Origin of the sequence: Acinetobacter sp. YH12134, from assembly GCF_013418555.1 — a bacterium.
GTDB classification, from domain to species: Bacteria; Pseudomonadota; Gammaproteobacteria; order Pseudomonadales; family Moraxellaceae; genus Acinetobacter; species Acinetobacter indicus.
In genome coordinates this window covers 127,446-145,499 of record NZ_VPBT01000001.1, presented here as the reverse complement: position 1 = coordinate 145,499, position 18,054 = coordinate 127,446, and the positions used below count along the sequence as shown (strand labels likewise).

Sequence of the window (18,054 nt, the reverse complement as noted above, 5' to 3'; positions counted from 1 at the left end):
TGTGTAAAACAGAGAGCTTCCCGAAAGAAGCTCTCTGTGGCTTCCTTAGTCCGGAAGTTTAAAGTCGGTTACAGATTCACGTAATGATTCCGCCATGCTGGCCAGTTCAGAAACCGAACGTGCCGTATCGAAGGTTGCTGTCGTGGTTTGCGACGTAATTTCCTGTACAACGTTCATCGTGGTCGCAATATGACCCGCCGAAGCCGACTGCAGTTTCGCAGCGTCAGAAATGTTGGCAATCAGTTTCGCCAGGTTATTCGATACCGTCTGAATTTCATCCAGTGCCACACCGGCATCCTTGGTCAAGTTCGCACCACGAACAACCTCAGAGGTGGTTTGTTCCATCGAAATTACCGCTTCGTTGGTATCGGTCTGAATGGTTTTAACCAGGGTTTCAATCTGCTTGGTTGCAGATGCTGAACGTTCCGCAAGACGTTGTACTTCGTCGGCTACGACCGCGAAACCACGACCTGCTTCACCAGCCATCGATGCCTGAATTGCTGCGTTTAAGGCCAGAATGTTGGTCTGGTCGGCAATATCGTTAATCAGGGCAACGATGTTACCAATTTCCTGCGAAGATTCACCCAGACGTTTAATACGTTTCGAGGTTTCCTGAATCTGCTCACGAATGATATCCATACCCTGAATTGAACGGTTTACAACTTCCGCACCATTCGATGCAATTTGTACTGAACGTTCCGCAACCGCTGCAGATTCTTCGGCGTTGGCAGATACCTGGTCAATCGACATCGCCATTTCGTTAATCGCGGCAGATGCACCGGCAATTTCCTGCGCCTGGTGTTCAGATGCTTCGGCTAGCTGGTTGGTAATTTCCTGAGTATTGGCGGTATAACGCGCTACTTCGTGAGAAGTTTCATGAATACGCGATACCAGGTCACGTAACTGGTCAATTGCGAAGTTAATCGAGTCGGCAATCGCACCGGTAAAGTCTTCCGATACGGTCGCGTATGAACGTAAGTCACCATCCGCCAGGTCGGCAATTTCATCCAGTAAACGTAAAATCGCGTTCTGGTTACGGTCATATTCGTCTTGCAGACGGGTTACACGTTGTTTATCGGATTGACTACGTAAAGTCAGTAATTTGAATACCAGTACCAGGAAGACCAATAAGCTGGCAATTAACAGTACGGCCGGAATAATGACTGCCGGGCCTGCACCGCTGGATAATTTGTTTAACTGGTTTAACAGCTCATCTGACTGACTGAAAATGTCCGATGCAGCCTGACGTACACGTACAATCTGCGCCGAGTTATTTAATACCGTTGCCGATGCAGATTTTAAAACGTCATCATATTCAAACTGGATGCCTTCTAAAGCTTCACGTAGGCCTGGGTCAGCAATACGCTGTACACCGAGCTCTGCACTACCGTTCAGCTGGGCATTTAAGTAAGCACCGAATGTTTCGGTATCGGCACTGAAGTCATCGGCAGATTCACGCGAGTTTTCTGAACCGGTTAATACCGAGCTGATTGAACGCAGGATACGTTCTGCAATGAACACCTGGTTCTTGGCAATAACCACCTGGCTACTTGGCATGTCCTGTCGTGCCATCTGGTCAACCATCAGGTTATATTCAGCCTGAATCCCCGGAATGGTTTCACTGATCGCGATGTTGGTGTCATACAGTTTGCTAATAATGGCCTGTTGCGAGCTGATCGTATCAATATTCTGAGAAACTTTGGCCCAGTCGGCTTCGACTTTTTCCAGCTCGGCCGAGTTACTGCTAATATCTTTTACCGTTTCCAGGTTGTCTTTAAAGCTTTGTTGTGACTGGGTCAGCTTCTGGATCGATTCTTTGGTGCCTGAAGCAGTGGCTTCAGTGGCCTGACGTGAAATGGTCTGCGATAACAAACGCAATTCACCCAGACTCTGGGTTAACTGGTTGGTACGCGGTACGCTATAGAATAAAGACAAAAGACTGATAATCGAGACCAACAGCGCAACTGCGGCAATGAAAATAAGTGGCTTTGATTTATTGGTATCACCGAATACACCCGCAAACTGGTCAATTTGCGTCTGTAATTTTGCGACTGATGCCGAACCGCTTTTGCGGTTGGTTCCATCGCCTGAGTTTTTCTTTTTAAGTTTAAAGCCCATGCAGCTTCTCCCCGATTTTCGCCTTTATATATGCGTACGCGATAGTTAATTTATAAATTTTATAGATGCGTTCATAAATTTTGGGTTTTGCAATAAACGACTAAATAAGAAAATATGCCATTGCTGGTTATGCTGGTGGAAATACCCCTGACAATATTCTTGTAAATTACTATCTAAATCATTGTGTTTAGAAAAGAAACTTTTCTTATTAAAGTGTTGGATCCCCAAAACTTGATCTACAACCAAACCGACATAATGGTCTTGATGACTAATACACATTACTTTTTGAGTCGGTGAATAAGCACTGCTATGTCCAGAAACATAATGTGCCAAGTCTGAAACTGAGAGTAATCGGCCCCGGATATTGGCCAGCCCCATGACCCAGTTCTGGGTGTTGGGTACCGGCGTATATTTTGGTGGATAGATAACCTCAGTGACTTCCCCCAACGGGGCAACGAAATATTGCCCCATCATCTCAAACGCAATGCCAGACCATCGGTTTACTTCATTTTCAGTTGTAACGTAGTTTTTATTTCCCCGTTTAGACAACCGAAGTAATTCGATAAATCCATTTGCGGCCATAAGTTATCCTGCATTCAGGTGTTGATTAATAACATCTATTAATTGTTGTTCATCTACAGGTTTAGTCAGATAATCGCTGGCACCCTGACGTTTCCCCCAAACGCGGTCAGTGGCTTGGTCTTTGGTACTCACGATCACAATTGGAATATGCTTGGTGGTATCCCCACGGGCAATTTGACGGGTCGCCTGGAAACCGTTTACACCCGGCATCACCACATCCATCAGCACCAAGTCAGGAAGCTCGGCCTGTGCCATGGTCACCCCGTCTGCACCATTGGCTGCTTCAAGCACTTCAAAACCATGCTTGGTCAGAATTTCTTTGAAGCGGAATGTTTCTGTTGGAGAATCATCTACAATTAAAATACGTGCCATCTTTATATTCCCCGAGTTATGCGCTTACGTGATTACGAATCGCGTTTAAAAGCTCATCTTTACTAAAAGGTTTGGTTAAATATTCATCTGAACCCACCACGCGGCCTTTGGCCTGATCGAACAGACCATCTTTACTGGACAGCATGATGACTGGAATATTCTGGTAGTTTTGCGAGTTTTTAATTAATGCGCAGGTTTGATAGCCATCTAGACGTGGCATCATGATGTCAACAAAAACGATATCCGGATTTGCATCGGCAATTTTAGACAATGCTTCAAAACCGTCGACGGCAGTGACCACTTCATAGCCTTCACGCTGTAATAAAGTTTCAGCTGTACGACGAATGGTTTTTGAATCATCAATCACCATGACTTTTAGATTTTGGAGTTTATCGTCCATTTAATGACCCTTCCCATTTTGTTTGTACAAGCAATTCGGTGTAGTAGAATTTTATTTACATAATTATGGTTATTTTTAACATATCTTTACTTTAGGTTTCAATGAACAGTTTTTGCCCAAACCTACACTTTATAGAAACTTTGTATAACTGCTTCACACTTTTCCATGACCATTGATTTTTTTTTGTCTATTGTATTTTTTAAATTTCTGATTCTGGTCTAATATAACAGTTTAAAGACTTAAAAATAAGTAAATTAGTCAACTTTATCTCGGGGAAGCTTGTGCGTACTTTTTTTCAAAAAGCTCTCACAAAAAGGGCGCATACATCATTGTTCAGTAAATCGTTGCTGGGCCTGCTGCTGGCTTTACAGATAGGACAGCTGTCTGCCAATACCGACAACAAGCCGGCGTGGTATCGCTACTACGATAAAAACGGCGTGGCCAATATCAGCAGCAATGTTACGCCAAACCATATCCGCTATGGCTATGAAGCACTGGACCGCAACATGCAGGTGATTCAGCGTGCGCGTCCCTATAATAGCGAAACCGATGCCCGTCAGGCGCCACAACGTGCCGCGCAGGCCCGTCAGCGCGAGCAGGATTTAAAACTAAAACAGGCCTATACCAACAGTCATATTGCTACCCAGCAACGTGACAATGCGCTGGCACATATTAAAAAGCAGATTGCCTTTCAGCAGGAACAGTTAAAACAATTACAGAATGACCGGATTGTGTTTAAACGTCAGGAAATGGAATATCTGCGCAAAGTCAAACCGGTCCCGGAACAGCTGAAAAACAATTTAAATAACAACCTGACCAACTTAAATCAGAAAAGACAGCAGATTCAATCGTTACAAACGAGCTATCGAAAAACACAGGCAGAATACGACAGAATTATTACTCGCTTGAAAGCACTTGAATAAAGTGAAGTTTTTAATTGAATTGTCATGTGACAAGAAAAATAAGGATAAATATGCATGCGACCAGCACCGCGTATATCACATACTTCTACCCGTTTTCGTACGCCCCTACTCGGCCTCAGTACACTTTGCCTGTGCCTGCTGCTGACCGCCTGCCAGAACTCAGAACCGGAACAGGCCCGTAGCAAACCAGAAACCATTGAACTGATTCAGGATGATGTGGTGGCCGTGCAAACCGGCGACTCGGTGTCCAAATCTGCCTTTACCGGCACTATTCGTGCCGTACAACACAGTAGCATTCAGGCACAGGTCACTGCCACCGCCAGTGCAGTCAATGCGCAAGTGGGTCAGCGGGTTAGCAAAGGTCAGGTGCTGGTCCGTTTAAACAATCAGGATAATGCCGCACGTCTGGCGCAAGCACGCGCCAACCTTGCCTCCACGCAGGCACAAGCCAATCAGGCCCGGGTGATGATGGAGCGTAAACGTCGCCTGCTGAATCAGGGCTTTATTTCCAAAGTTGAATATGAACAAAGTCAGGTCGATTATCGTGCCCAGCTGGAAAATGTCCGTGCCCAGCAGGCCAACGTCGATATTGCCGAAAAAGCCGACCGTGATGGCACCATTCTCAGCCCGATTAGCGGGGTGATTACCCAGCGTCAGGTCGAACCTGGCCAGACGGTTTCTGCCGGCCAGACCCTGTTTGAAATTGTTAATCCGGACCGGCTGGAAATTCAGGCCAAACTGCCAAGTGACCAGCAGTCTGCGCTCAAGGTCGGCCAAAAGATTGAATATAAAATTCAGGGCAATCCGGCCCAACTGACCGCCACCTTAAGCCGGGTCTCCCCGATTGCCGATCTGGCCAGCCGTCAGATCGAGTTTTTTGCCACACCCAATGAATCCATCAACTCGCTCAGCATCGGCGCCTTTGTTGAAGGCAATATTATTTCGTCCAACTCGATTTCTGGTCAGCTGATTCCTTTAGACACCATTCAGGATATACAAAACAAACCTTATGTCTGGGTCATTCGCCAGAACAAGATTGTCCGGGTCGATATTCACGTGCTCGAGCAGCGCTATAGTGACAATACCGCTATTGTAAGCGGATTGCAGGCCAGCGATTTAGTGAGTCGGGTCAAATTTAGTCCGCAGAATGAACAGCAACCGGTCAGCATCAGCCAGACCGCCGAAAACGCCTCAGGATAGAAAACTATGTGGTTTACCCGAATTAGTGTCAAATATCCCGTTTTTACAGTCATGATGATGCTGTGTCTGATGGTGCTGGGCCTGGCTTCCTGGCAGCGTATGGGCGTTGAAGAATTTCCGGATGTCGACTTTCCGTTTGTGGTGGTCTATACCAACTATCCGGGCGCCTCGCCGGAAACGGTTGAATCTGAAATTACCAAGAAAATGGAAGATCAGATCAACACCATTTCCGGTCTCAAACAGGTGATTTCCCAGTCCAGTGAGGGCCTTTCCACCATTATTGCCGAGTTCAATCTGGATGTATCTTCTGCCGTAGCAGCGCAGGATGTACGCGATAAAATTGCCAGTGTCACTGCCGAATTCCGCGATGAAATCCAGGACCCGGTGGTGGAGCGCTACGACCCGACGGCCAACGCGATTATGTCGATTGTGTTTGAATCCGAGCAGATGTCACTGCGTGATTTAAGTGCTTATCTGGACCAGCGCATTGTACCGCAACTGCGCACCGTACCAGGAGTGGGAACAGTCAATTTACTCGGTGATGCACAGCGCCAGATCCGGATTGAAGTACAACCAGAAAAACTGCAAAGTTTCGGGATTGGCGTAGATCAGGTCATCAACACCCTAAAAGCAGAAAATGTTGAAGTGCCGGGCGGCACCCTGAAACAGGCCAACAGCGAGCTGGTGGTTGAAATTAACTCCAAGGTTATCCATCCGCTGGCCTTTGGGGACCTAATTATTGCCAATAAAAATGGTGCACCGATTTATCTGAAACAGGTCGCTGACATTCAGGATAGCCAGGCCGAGCTAGAGTCCAGTGCCTTTTTAGATGGCAAAACTGCGGTTGCGGTGGATATTCTGCGCAGTTCAGATTCTAATGTCATTGAGGTGGTCGATAACACCTATAAAGTGCTGGATGACCTTCAGCAACAATTGCCTGAGGGCACCACAGCCAAAGTGGTGGTCGACAGTTCCAAAGGCATTCGCGGCAGTATCCGTGATGTGGCCCGCACCATTATTGAAGGTGCAGCACTGGCAGTACTGATCGTCCTGCTGTTTTTAGGCTCGTTCCGCTCCACCGCCATTACCGGCCTGACCCTGCCAATTGCCCTGCTCGGCACATTGACCTTTATCTGGGCCTTTGGTTTTACCATCAACATGATGACCTTGCTGGCCCTGTCTTTAAGTATTGGTCTGCTGATTGATGACGCGATTGTGGTGCGGGAAAATATTGTCCGTCATGCCGACATGGGCAAAGATCATGTTAGCGCAGCGCTGGATGGTACCAAAGAAATTGGTCTGGCAGTTCTGGCCACCACCCTGACCATTGTCGCGGTATTCCTGCCGGTGGCCTTTATGGGCGGGATTATTGGCCGTTTCTTCTATCAGTTTGGGGTCACGGTCAGTACCGCAGTTTTAATTTCCATGTTTGTCAGCTTTACCCTGGACCCGATGCTGTCGGCACACTGGGCCGAGCGTAAGAACCCCAACAAACAGCCAGGCCGGGTGAAACGTTTTCTGAACTGGATTTCCACCAAACTGGACAATCTCAGTCATGTCTATGAAAAGCTGCTGAAACTGGCCTTACGCTTCCGCCTGATTACCCTGCTGATTGCCGTAGCCTCGTTATTTGGCGCACTCGGTTTATCCAAACTGATTGGTACCGAATTTGTACCGGTACCGGACAAAGGTGAAATCCGCATTAAATTTGAAACTCCGGTGGATGCCTCGCTGGAATATTCACAGGCCAAACTGAAACAGGTCGATCAGATTATTCGCCAGCATCCACAGGTTATTTCTACCTATGGTTCGGTTAACAGTCTGACTGACCGCGGTAAAAACCATGTCAATTTACGCGTGAGGGTTACACCGCGCAATGAGCGTAAACAGACCCTAACCGAGCTGAACAATGAATTCCGTGAACGGCTGCAAACCGTGGCTGGCATTCGCGTCACCTCGGTGGCCTCGGCAGATGAAACCGTATCGGGCGGGCAAAAACCGGTGATGATTTCGATTAAAGGGCCGGATTTAAACCAGCTACAACAGATTTCTGACCGCTTTATGCTGGAAATTGCCAAGGTAGACGGTATTGTCGATCTGGAAAGCTCCTTGAAAGAACCGAAACCGACACTGGAAGTGCAAATCAACCGGGTACTGGCCAGTGATTTAGGCCTGTCTGTGAACCAGATTGCCAACGTGATTCGTCCGCTGATTGCCGGCGATGATGTCACCACCTGGCAAGATGAAAACGGCGAAACCTATGATGTAAATGTCCGTCTGACTGAAGACCGCCGCAGCCTGCCGGGTGATGTCCAGCAAATGTCGCTGACCTCACAAAAAACCGATGCCAATGGTCAAGCCATTCTGGTGCCGTTGGCCAGTGTGGCCAGCTTTGAAGAAAACCTCGGCGCTTCACAGATTAACCGTCGTGATCTGGCCCGTGAGGTTCTGGTCGAAGCCAATACCGCAGGTCGCCCAGCTGGTGATATTGGCCGGGACATTGAAGCCATTCAAAATAACTTTGAATTGCCGCCGGGTTACAGCTTCGATACCCAAGGTTCCAATGCCGATATGGCTGAGTCCGCAGGTTATGCACTGACCGCCATCACCCTGTCGATTGTGTTTATTTATATTGTGCTGGGCTCGCAATTTAACAGCTTTATTCACCCAGCTGCGATTATGGCCTCGTTGCCACTGTCGCTGATTGGGGTGTTTTTGGCGCTGTTCCTGCTGAACTCCACCATGAACCTGTTCTCGATTATCGGGATTATCATGCTGATGGGACTGGTCACCAAGAACGCCATCCTGCTGATCGACTTTATTAAAAAGGCCATGGACAGAGGTGAGCCGCGTTATGAGGCGATTATTCAGGCCGGTAAAACCCGTTTACGCCCGATTCTAATGACCACGTCTGCCATGGTAATGGGCATGGTCCCGCTGGCACTCGGTCTGGGTGAAGGCGGCGAACAGAGTGCGCCCATGGCCCATGCGGTAATTGGCGGGGTGATTACCTCGACCCTGCTCACGCTGGTGGTGGTGCCCGTCATCTTCACCTATCTGGATGATTTCAAGAATTTCATGCTGCGCCAAAGCCGCAAACTGATGTCTTGAGCCAGAAGAAAACACAATGAGGTGACATTCCGAATGTTCACCTCATTTTTTTATCGTATAATCTCTGCTTTCATGATTAATTATCAGGACAGTTTCCATGCGCGCGAGTCGCTTTTTGTTTGCTACGTTAAGAGAAACCCCAAATGATGCTGAAGTGATTTCACATCAGCTCATGTTACGTGCGGGGATGATCCGTAAATTGGCTTCAGGTCTGTATACCTGGTTGCCGATGGGGGTACGCGTATTAAATAAAGTCGAAGCGATTGTCCGTGAAGAAATGAACCGCGCCGGCGCTTTAGAAACCTTTATGCCGGTGACCCAGCCTGCATCGTTATGGGAAGAATCAGGCCGTTATGTGCAATATGGTCCGGAATTACTGCGTTTTACCGACCGTCACAACAACCCGTTTGTGCTGGGCCCAACCCATGAAGAAGTGATTACCGATCTGGCACGCACTGAGCTGAAAAGTTACAAACAGCTGCCAATGAACTTCTATCAGATTCAGACCAAATTCCGTGACGAAATCCGTCCACGTTTCGGGGTGATGCGTTCACGTGAATTCATCATGAAAGATGCCTATTCTTTCCACGTTGATCAGGCTTCTTTGCAAGAAACCTATGATGTCATGTATGACACCTACTGCCGTATCTTTAGCCGTCTTGGTCTGGATTTCCGTCCGGTACAGGCCGATACCGGCTCAATTGGTGGTTCAGGTTCCCATGAATTCCACGTTCTGGCAGACAGCGGTGAAGATGATATCGCCTTCTCGACTGAATCGGATTACGCAGCCAATATTGAAATGGCGGAAGCGATTCTGGTCGGTGAGCGCGCAGCGCCAAGCCAAGCCTTAACTGTTGTAGATACTCCAAATCAAAAGACCATCGCGGATGTATCAAGCTTCCTCGGTACTGATCCTGCGCATTCTGTTAAAGCTTTACTGGTACAAGGCATTGCCGATGAAAATGGCACTGTTCCGGTGATTGCCCTGTTCCTGCGCGGCGACCATGAACTGAATGAAATTAAAGCTGAAAAGCATCCTTTAATTGCAGCGCCATTAACCTTCGCCACTGAAGAGCAAATTGCTGCACTGGGTCTGACCGCTGGTTTTGTGGGTCCACAAGGTCTAGTTGAAAAAGGCATGACTGTGATTGTCGATCGTGCTGCTTCTGTCTTGTCTGACTTTGTTGCAGGTGCTAACGTCGCAGATCAACACACAACAGGTGTGAACTGGGAACGTGATGCACAGTTTACTGAAGTCTATGACCTACGTAATGTAGTGGAAGGCGATCCATCTCCAGATGGTAAAGGTGTACTTCAAATTAAACGCGGAATTGAAGTGGGCCATATTTTCCAGCTGGGTCAAAAATATTCTGAAGCACTGAACTGTAAAGTGTTAGGCGAAGATGGCAAACCATTTGTAGTAACCATGGGCTGTTATGGTATTGGTGTGACCCGTGTCGTGGCTTCTGCAATTGAACAGAATTATGATGAGAAAGGGATTATCTGGCCAGCTGCCATTGCTCCGTTTGAAGTCGCAATTGTACCAATGAATGCACATAAGTCACCGCGTACATTAGAAGCTGCGGAAGCCTTATATGCAGAATTAAGTGCTGCCGGTTATGATGTACTACTGGATGACCGTAATGAACGCCCAGGAGTGAAATTCTCTGATCTGGAGTTAACCGGTATTCCACACCGTATTGTGATTGGTGAAAAAGGCTTAGATGCGGGTACTTTTGAATATAAAGGTCGCCGTGATGCTGAATCAACCAACTTAAGCAAAGATGAGTTATTGGCGAAGCTCGCAAAATAATAAGTCTTTGTATATAAAAAATCCCGCTTCAGCGGGATTTTTTAGTTTTAAGGCTTAGCAGAATTTCATACTACCATAGCAATTACGGTATGGTTGCTCAAGCATTGTAATATTCCCTTGAGCAGCCAAACCGGTTTGTACAATATTGGACATTAAGGTAGTTAAAGGCTGATTAATATTAATCGTAAAAGCATCTTCTAAATACATTGACCATCCCTTGGTTGCTTTTGCATCCTCAGCAAAACCAGGGAAACGAATACCATTCCCTAAAGAAGTTAAGGCAATACCAAACAAGTTAGAGTCAACATCAATTTGATGTACATTGCCTAAATTATAAGGCAAGACATAGGCATTTAATAAATTGGTGAGTTTAGTACTATAAGCACCATCCAGCTCCAAAGTACCTTGCTCAGGAACAGGAAGATTTAAACCTTTTAATGTTTCCTGTTTCATATAAATTTGAATTCCTGTACGTAATAAAGGCAATAACGTATTTCCAATCGTTTCTGTACCAATAGCACTACACTTGCCAGGATCATGACCGGTACACATTTGGTTAATTGTCAGATTTTGTACAACTTCATCGACCAAGCTTCCTAATTGCAAACCATGGATTTGTACTTGGGTCATACGATTTCCGTTTGCGACAATACCTAAGTTTTCCCGTTGAGCTGCTGCTGTATTAATCGTCTGGTCACGATATTCCACAGTTACAGAACCAAAAAGAAGATTAAGGATTTCAGCATTTTTAACCCCTAAATATGCACTTGCTTCATATTGTTGCTTTTTCCCACCAGCAAGAGGACCATAATCACCAACGAAATCTTGAGAATACTTTGAAGCATCTGCATCGGAACAGTTTGCTGTTCCCTGCTTACAGGTAACCGCCACATTGGTTTGTGCCTGAATATATAAATTATTGATTCCAGTTAAATAACCACTAAAATTATTCATAGCACCAATGCTCATCGGGCCTTGGGCTTTATCCGCACCCACTCTTACCCCGACCACTTCACGAGTTGCAGCTTGGTCGCCTCCTTTGATCGCAAATTGGAAAAAGGGATTCGTTAAGACAAAATCTCTTAACTCTTTTTGATTACTTAAACTGTTATCAAAATCTTGGCCTTTGGGCTGTCCTGCAATATTGGTAGGTAAGGTAATACAATTTCCACTCGCGCCCACCACACAGCCCAATGACAGTGCAGAGATATCAATATCACAAGCACCCGCACCATTTTCACCGCCACAGCCAAGTTGCAAGGATTTAATATTGGCATTTAGTGATAACTCAGCATCAATTCCCAGTTTAAAAAAATCTAAACCTTGACTAGCATCTGTCTCTTTCACGACAGAAAATAGAGCCTGTCCTGTCACATCCGATAATTCAGCATCTTCAAGCACAGATAAGGCATGACTTGTGTTCGTCATGGATAAAGCTGAACCTATAAGAGCCCACATTATTGTTTTTTTCATACTCAAATCCTTAAGCCAATTTCATCTACTTAGCGTGGTGTGATCCCTAAAGTGCTACGCATATTGCCACCAGGAATGGCAAAATCAGCAATTTTTTGCATCGTTCCAGATGGAGACATCGCCATTTCTGCTTTAAAAGCTTGTCCCAATCCAGGCTGCATTGTCGCTTTATAATTAAAGTTCACCTGATTATCTAAGACCACCGTATCTTGTTTCACTAGAACACGGGCATCTAAACCGACATGACCTTGCAATTTGTTTAAATTTACACTAGAGGTTTTAGTCCCGACGCCATTCCAGTCTTCATTAATCAGGCTGATATAACTGCCCAAAACACTTGGATTATCTTTATCTGTCTCTGCAATCGGATTAAATTCAAAATTTGCTTTTAAAGATAAAAAATTAGTATCGGGTGTGGCGTTCGTGGACTCAAGACCAGGAATAATCATAAGTTCACCTTTACCATCAAGCTTGAAGGCTAAAGAAGCCAAGATGTCATCTTTTCTGGCAAAGTTATCGATAGGAACTACTCGGTTCTGACACTCCACTTCAGCACAGTTATATAAAGAGCCAGGCAACTGACCAATTGCAATTTCAGCTTTTGCAGCCAGCAGCAAGTTATCTGCCTTGACATAAATGCCATCTTCTTCAAAACCAATCACCCCATCCGATTTCAGGTACGCATCTATATTTCTTAGGCCCGCATAATAGTTGACTTCTTCACCACTGTATTTACCGGTCGCACCATCAATAATCAGAATAGAGGTTGTACTTGGTGCGCCTGTTTTCTGGTCAATACCATAGCCTTCCGTCGAAAGTGCCAGGTTATAGCCTAAACCAGAACGGTCAACACCATTACGACTATAATTTTTTGCATACAAAGCCAGGTTGGTATTTAAGTTAAAGATTGGAATACCAATCCCCCACTCGCCAGAAGTTGCGGTAATGGCATCAATCGAGTTATCTGAAATGAATCTGGCCTTACGCGCGATGGCCTGAAAGTCCATGCCTCGCACCGCAATAAGCGCTAAATTCTGTGCATTCTGATCAGGGCTAATGTTATAAATCAATTCTAGAGTATTACTGCCCAGCACCTTTTGCATATTCTCATTGATAATAAAGTTTAAAGATTTGGCCTGAACGGTATTAATAAAAATATCACCAAAATCAATATAGGCGTTGCGTTTAGTCAAGTCATCAACATTATTACTATCACGTACTGCAAGTGGCGATAAGTTAGAAAATTCAATTGCATAGCTGCCTGTACCTGTATGCCCAATCTCGAGTGTAGTCGGAGCCCTGCCATTGAGTAGCGGGTTGCCTTCTCGGGTAAATTCGGCAGACATACCCAGATGTAAACCACCCGGACCGGCTATATCATAACCACCGGCTTGCCGTGTTGTTTCAGTCAAATCGCCTGAATTACGACTAACCGTATTAAACTTCCCAATTCCAGCCTGGTTGGCATTAATAAAGAGCTTACCATTGGTCACTGCTCCAGAAGCTCCCATACGAATCAGGTTATTCTGGCTTCCCTCTGGACCATAACGTAAATCGATATTCACCCCTGGATTGGTTGCTCCTGACCGGTTATCGGATACATTGGTCAGATCTTCTACCCGTCCTAAATTTACAATATGGTCTTGGCCAGTAGGACTGTTTTTAGTTGCCAGCACAATCCCTTCATCCTGATCCAAATACATATACCCATCTGCAGACAAGTTAAAGTTAAAATCTTTTAAGGTCAGGTTCTGGCCATTTAGACCATAAGAAATACTGGCATTTTTAAGCTCAAAATCTAAATGAGCCAGATCATTTCGGTTAAATAATCCATTACTGGTAATTAAGTTAAAACGTAGTGGTGAAATAGTATGAAAGCTTAAAGACCCCAGGTTCTGATCCGTTTGGTTATCACCACAGTTCGGCTCACAAATGAGCATGATGTTCTGAACCGTAGATTTAAATGGTGAAATACTCGCCTGGATATGCATGCCGACACCATTGGCTGTGGTACCAACGTCAACATCAAGGGTACTTTTAATATTCTGCCCCCCCGAGCTGAGCACTTCAATATCATGCATCCCCAGTTTCATACTTCCGGTATTGTGATAGTCCACCCAGTTCAATTGATCAATTGTCACCTTCGAAACTTCATGGGTAATAGAAATACCATCCTGCCCTGTCACCTGACTGAGACTACGATCAGAAATAGGCTGTAGTGCATATGCCTGCTGAGCTAAACAGATAGATAAGGCAAGTACATTTAATTTTATTGTTTTATTCATTTCAATGTCCTTTTGAAATCCCAACGCTTAACAGCGGCTGGTTGCAGCTCCTGAGCAGTTATAACTGAAAATTTTGATATCTCCTGACAGATGCAAGTTGCCATGAACATTCAGTCCCATAAATCCCTGTTCCTGTCCCTGATCAAATGAAGGAACCTGAGAACCATTGTTATAGGTGGTATATCGGGTATTGTTTAAATAACCTTCATTACCTGACTCAACCGCCAGACTCGCAAAACCTAGATTCCTGATTTTCAGAGGATGCTGATCATAAAATTTAAGCAGCATCGCTGTTTGTGGATTTTTATCCTTATTAATAATGGTGGTGCCTTCCAAGGAGAATTTATCAATCTGAATCGTGCCTTGAATCTGTTTAAACACCAGCCACTTCTGACCATTTTCATCACGATGATTATTGGGAGAAAAAGCAAAACGGCATAACACATCATTGCTACATTCATACTGATAATTTGCCGTAGTGACCTCACCATTACTGAGTTCGGAAATATTCTTGAGACTCATGTCATTGGCATATTTATGGTTTAAAGAAAGCGTCCAGCTTAAATCGGCACCGCCCTGCCCGACCGTATTTAACAGTTCATCTTGATTTAAACTGACCAGTTGAGCAGAACTGAATGTGCTGACACAAAGAGCCAGTGGAAAGCAGATTTTTTTCAGCATCTCAAATTCCCTCTTATAGTCCCGTGGTCTTAAACTTCAAGTGCTGGATCAGCACACCATCAATTGCCACCGAGCCCAAGTTTACAGGTGCTGTAGTTGCATGCGGACTTCTAAATACCACACCGGTAGAATTACTCGCAGTGTTGGCTTTTAACAGATTCGTGGTCGGATCACGTGTCACACTACCAATTGAAATACTGCTATGTGTTGCATTGGTTCCCTGATAGTTGGTGGTTCCTGCCCCTGAAAGTACTTGGGAAATATTAGAGCCACAATAAGCAACATTACAGGTTGAGCCTTTATAGTCAGCAGGGTTGATCTCGGTGTTATCACCATCAATATCGGCATAATAGGTATAAATCTGTTTATAAATTTCAGGGACATTCGGAATGCGGGTCACTTCTAAAATAATATTCTGGCCTTCCGAGCCCAAAATAAACGGTTGGTGCATATTGCCGAGCACTAAATTGATGTTAGGGCTATACAAATACAAACCCTCTTCAGCATGGAAAATTGGGGCTAAAGAACGGTCGAGTGCAGGCGTAACCGCGGTACCATCATTGAGGGTTGCTGTACTTATACGCAAACCTCTGGCATTGAGCAGTTCTTTATTGGCCTGGGTATTTTCATAAATTAGAACTTCAGGATTATCATTGGTATTCAGACGGATAAGACTGGCCATACCTAAAGTCTGACTTTCTACCGCATTGGTAGAAGGCATGGTTTGAAACAGTCGAACCTGTGAACCACTTAGGCTTAGACCATTGGCCACCAATTGCAAACGAATTCGCTGATTTTTTAATAAGTCAGGATCATTGACCGCATCGGTCGTGACAGGTGCCCCCGTAATTGGGTCCACCTTGTTACTTGAGTTCCAGCTGCGTGAAAAAGCATCTAACCAAAGCCCAAGTTTAATATTATTGTCCTGATCATCAGCATCCACTTTGGCCAAAGGAGCTTCTAAAGAAATATAACTGATATCGGCCGCTGCATTCGTACTGTCAAATTGACGGATATTTTCGGCTGTACCAGCGCGAAATAACCAGGGATTCGCAGCACTGCCCCAATCAAACCCCTGATTACTATAGCGCTGGTTCATATTGTTATTGGTTTCAGAGAGCGCCAGACCATAAATAAAAATATCCGCTTTGGTTCTCTGATTGGCAGCATCAGTCTGACTGAGGGTTAAATTATCGTAATTTTCACCTACCGGAATGATGCGAATAAAACCGGTGTCATATTGTTCCGGATTATCAAGATTACGGGTATAACTTGATGCCGCAGACACATCATTCGGGCGCTGAAATACCATTTTGAAATTTTCAGGAAGCAAGGCAATCCCTTCACCTGTGGTATTTGCCAGATGTTCATCGGATAGATTCTGTAAAGCATATGCAGGAGAACCTAGCAACATCCCGACCAAGGCAGCTAAGCAACTTTTTCTAAAATTTAGGCCAATTCCATATTCAGTCATCTCGACCATCCTATTCCCAGATGCTCCGCATCATTCTTTTATTTATCCAGAACTTGGCTATTTATTTATGTGTTTTTATCCTTAAAAACATGCGATTACCAAGTCATAATTGTTGTTCATTATGCGTAATAATTTATCAATTGCAAAAAAATACGGGCCAAAAAGCCCGTTTTTCCGATGAATGAATTGGAGAAAAAACAAGCGAGCACAACGGCTCGCTTGTTTTTATTTTAAGTTTCCACTATCAGGCTTTCGGTAAGGTTACCCCTGTTTGGCCCTGATATTTACCACCACGATCTTTATAGGAGGTTTCACACACTTCATCTGATTCAAAGAACAGCATCTGTGCAACGCCTTCACCCGCGTAAATACGTGCAGGCAGGTTGGTGGTATTAGAGAATTCCAAGGTCACATGCCCTTCCCACTCTGGTTCGAGCGGCGTGACATTGACAATAATACCGCAGCGCGCATAGGTCGATTTGCCCAGACACACGGTTAAAACATTACGTGGAATACGGAAGTATTCAACTGTACGCGCCAAGGCAAACGAGTTTGGTGGAATAATGCAGACATCCGATTCAATATCAATAAAGCTTTTTTCATCAAAGTTTTTTGGATCAACAATGGCAGAATGGACATTGGTGAATACTTTAAATTCACGTGCACAACGGACGTCATAACCATAACTTGAAACGCCATAGGAAATCAGTTTGTTGCCATTTTCATCAAATCGAACCTGATTATGTGCATACGGTTCAATCATGCCGTGTTTTTCGCTCATTTCGCGAATCCAACGATCAGACTTAATTGCCATTTATTTCTATCCAAAAGCGAATGTTTTACTGCGCTGTACTTTAACTGAAATCGGCACCAATGGAAATAAGCAGGCATGAAGTCAACTTTTTTGCCCGCTGTAGATGAGGCGTTTAAGGCCTTAAAAGCGCTGAATAACTTAATGGAATTGAAAAACTGAACAGCAGCAAGGATGCTGTTTTTTGCAGATTGGCCGGATTAAGCCAGCGGATTTTATTGCTGGCCAAAAAGGAACCAATCAGGGTCCAGAAAAATGCAATGGGAATAATCAGGATCAGGAACATCAGAATATGTGCCACATAATGTGCGGCGCTGGTCCAGGCGATGGCCGGAAAAATTGCAGAAGCAAACAGCAAGGCCTTCGGATTTAGTAAAGTGGCCACAAACAGTTCACGCGCGCGAATGGTCGGCTGCTGAAACTGCTGTTCGACATTGGCAGTACGCCACAACTTGATGGCCAGATAAATGATATAAACCGCACTAAACAGTTTTAGTACAGTAGGCAATAACGGTAACTGGCTCGACACCTGCCCGATTAGCATGCCCCACAGGGTAATGGAAATCAGATAACCAAAGGCTTCGGCGGGAATTAAATGAAAAGATTTACGGATGCCGACCTGAATTCCAGAAGAAGCCAGCAAGGTGTTGGTCGGGCCAGGTGTCAACAAGATGGTGATCACCAAACCAATAAAAAACCATGAAATCATAGCCAACCTCATGCGCGAATGCTGCAAATGTAATGGAGTTGCAAGGCATAGGCAAAAAATAAATTGTAACTGGCCTCATTGTGCAGCAAAACAGAGAAATTC

Annotated in this window: 14 protein-coding genes; 4 read left to right on the top strand and 10 right to left on the bottom strand. The window is 45.1% G+C overall.

Annotation, left to right across the window (positions count from 1 at the left end):
- Nucleotides 1-45: 45 nt before the first annotated feature.
- The 4 genes from FTU69_RS00675 to pilG are packed head-to-tail and all read right to left on the bottom strand — an operon-like array spanning nt 46 to nt 3,472.
- Complete coding sequence (locus FTU69_RS00675) at nt 46-2,118, bottom strand: methyl-accepting chemotaxis protein (protein ID WP_180103337.1); 2,073 nt, start codon at nt 2,116-2,118, stop codon at nt 46-48.
- A 45-nt stretch (nt 2,119-2,163) separates the two neighbouring features.
- Nucleotides 2,164-2,700, bottom strand: a complete 537-nt coding sequence (locus FTU69_RS00670; RefSeq protein WP_005179538.1) for a chemotaxis protein CheW — start codon at nt 2,698-2,700, stop codon at nt 2,164-2,166.
- Nucleotides 2,701-2,703: 3 nt separating this feature from the next.
- Entirely contained in the window at nt 2,704-3,072 is a 369-nt protein-coding gene (locus FTU69_RS00665) for a PleD family two-component system response regulator (protein WP_005179539.1), read from the bottom strand.
- A gap of 16 nt (nt 3,073-3,088) precedes the next feature.
- Nucleotides 3,089-3,472 (bottom strand): twitching motility response regulator PilG, encoded by a 384-nt coding sequence (gene pilG, locus FTU69_RS00660; RefSeq protein ID WP_005179541.1) that lies wholly within the window; start codon nt 3,470-3,472, stop codon nt 3,089-3,091.
- Between the two features lie 329 nt (nt 3,473-3,801).
- On the opposite strand from pilG, the gene FTU69_RS00655 reads away from it, so the two are divergent.
- The 4 genes from FTU69_RS00655 to FTU69_RS00640 all read left to right on the top strand — a co-directional run bounded on the left by FTU69_RS00655 (nt 3,802) and on the right by FTU69_RS00640 (nt 10,519).
- Complete coding sequence (locus FTU69_RS00655) at nt 3,802-4,395, top strand: hypothetical protein (RefSeq protein ID WP_171525083.1); 594 nt, start codon at nt 3,802-3,804, stop codon at nt 4,393-4,395.
- Between the two features lie 54 nt (nt 4,396-4,449).
- Nucleotides 4,450-5,595, top strand: coding sequence for an efflux RND transporter periplasmic adaptor subunit (locus FTU69_RS00650; RefSeq protein WP_180103336.1), 1,146 nt, complete (start codon nt 4,450-4,452; stop codon nt 5,593-5,595).
- A 6-nt stretch (nt 5,596-5,601) separates the two neighbouring features.
- Nucleotides 5,602-8,706, top strand: coding sequence for an efflux RND transporter permease subunit (locus tag FTU69_RS00645; RefSeq protein ID WP_180103335.1), 3,105 nt, complete (start codon nt 5,602-5,604; stop codon nt 8,704-8,706).
- 97 nt (nt 8,707-8,803) lie between these two features.
- Entirely contained in the window at nt 8,804-10,519 is a 1,716-nt protein-coding gene (locus FTU69_RS00640) for a proline--tRNA ligase (protein ID WP_104488691.1), read from the top strand.
- Between the two features lie 54 nt (nt 10,520-10,573).
- Here the strand turns inward: FTU69_RS00640 and FTU69_RS00635 are convergent, their stop codons facing one another.
- The 6 genes from FTU69_RS00635 to FTU69_RS00610 all read right to left on the bottom strand — a co-directional run bounded on the left by FTU69_RS00635 (nt 10,574) and on the right by FTU69_RS00610 (nt 17,952).
- Nucleotides 10,574-11,992, bottom strand: a complete 1,419-nt coding sequence (locus FTU69_RS00635; RefSeq protein WP_104487472.1) for a hypothetical protein — start codon at nt 11,990-11,992, stop codon at nt 10,574-10,576.
- Between the two features lie 29 nt (nt 11,993-12,021).
- Entirely contained in the window at nt 12,022-14,277 is a 2,256-nt protein-coding gene (locus tag FTU69_RS00630) for a DUF6160 family protein (RefSeq protein ID WP_180103334.1), read from the bottom strand.
- Between the two features lie 27 nt (nt 14,278-14,304).
- Nucleotides 14,305-14,958 (bottom strand): hypothetical protein, encoded by a 654-nt coding sequence (locus FTU69_RS00625; RefSeq protein WP_005179550.1) that lies wholly within the window; start codon nt 14,956-14,958, stop codon nt 14,305-14,307.
- Between the two features lie 13 nt (nt 14,959-14,971).
- Nucleotides 14,972-16,432: a hypothetical protein gene (locus tag FTU69_RS00620; RefSeq protein ID WP_180103333.1), complete on the bottom strand. Its 1,461-nt coding sequence runs from the start codon at nt 16,430-16,432 to the stop codon at nt 14,972-14,974.
- A gap of 244 nt (nt 16,433-16,676) precedes the next feature.
- Nucleotides 16,677-17,246, bottom strand: a complete 570-nt coding sequence (gene dcd / locus FTU69_RS00615; protein WP_005179553.1) for a dCTP deaminase — start codon at nt 17,244-17,246, stop codon at nt 16,677-16,679.
- A gap of 112 nt (nt 17,247-17,358) precedes the next feature.
- Nucleotides 17,359-17,952, bottom strand: a complete 594-nt coding sequence (locus FTU69_RS00610) for a LysE family translocator (RefSeq protein ID WP_104487476.1) — start codon at nt 17,950-17,952, stop codon at nt 17,359-17,361.
- Between the last annotated feature and the right edge of the window lie 102 nt (nt 17,953-18,054).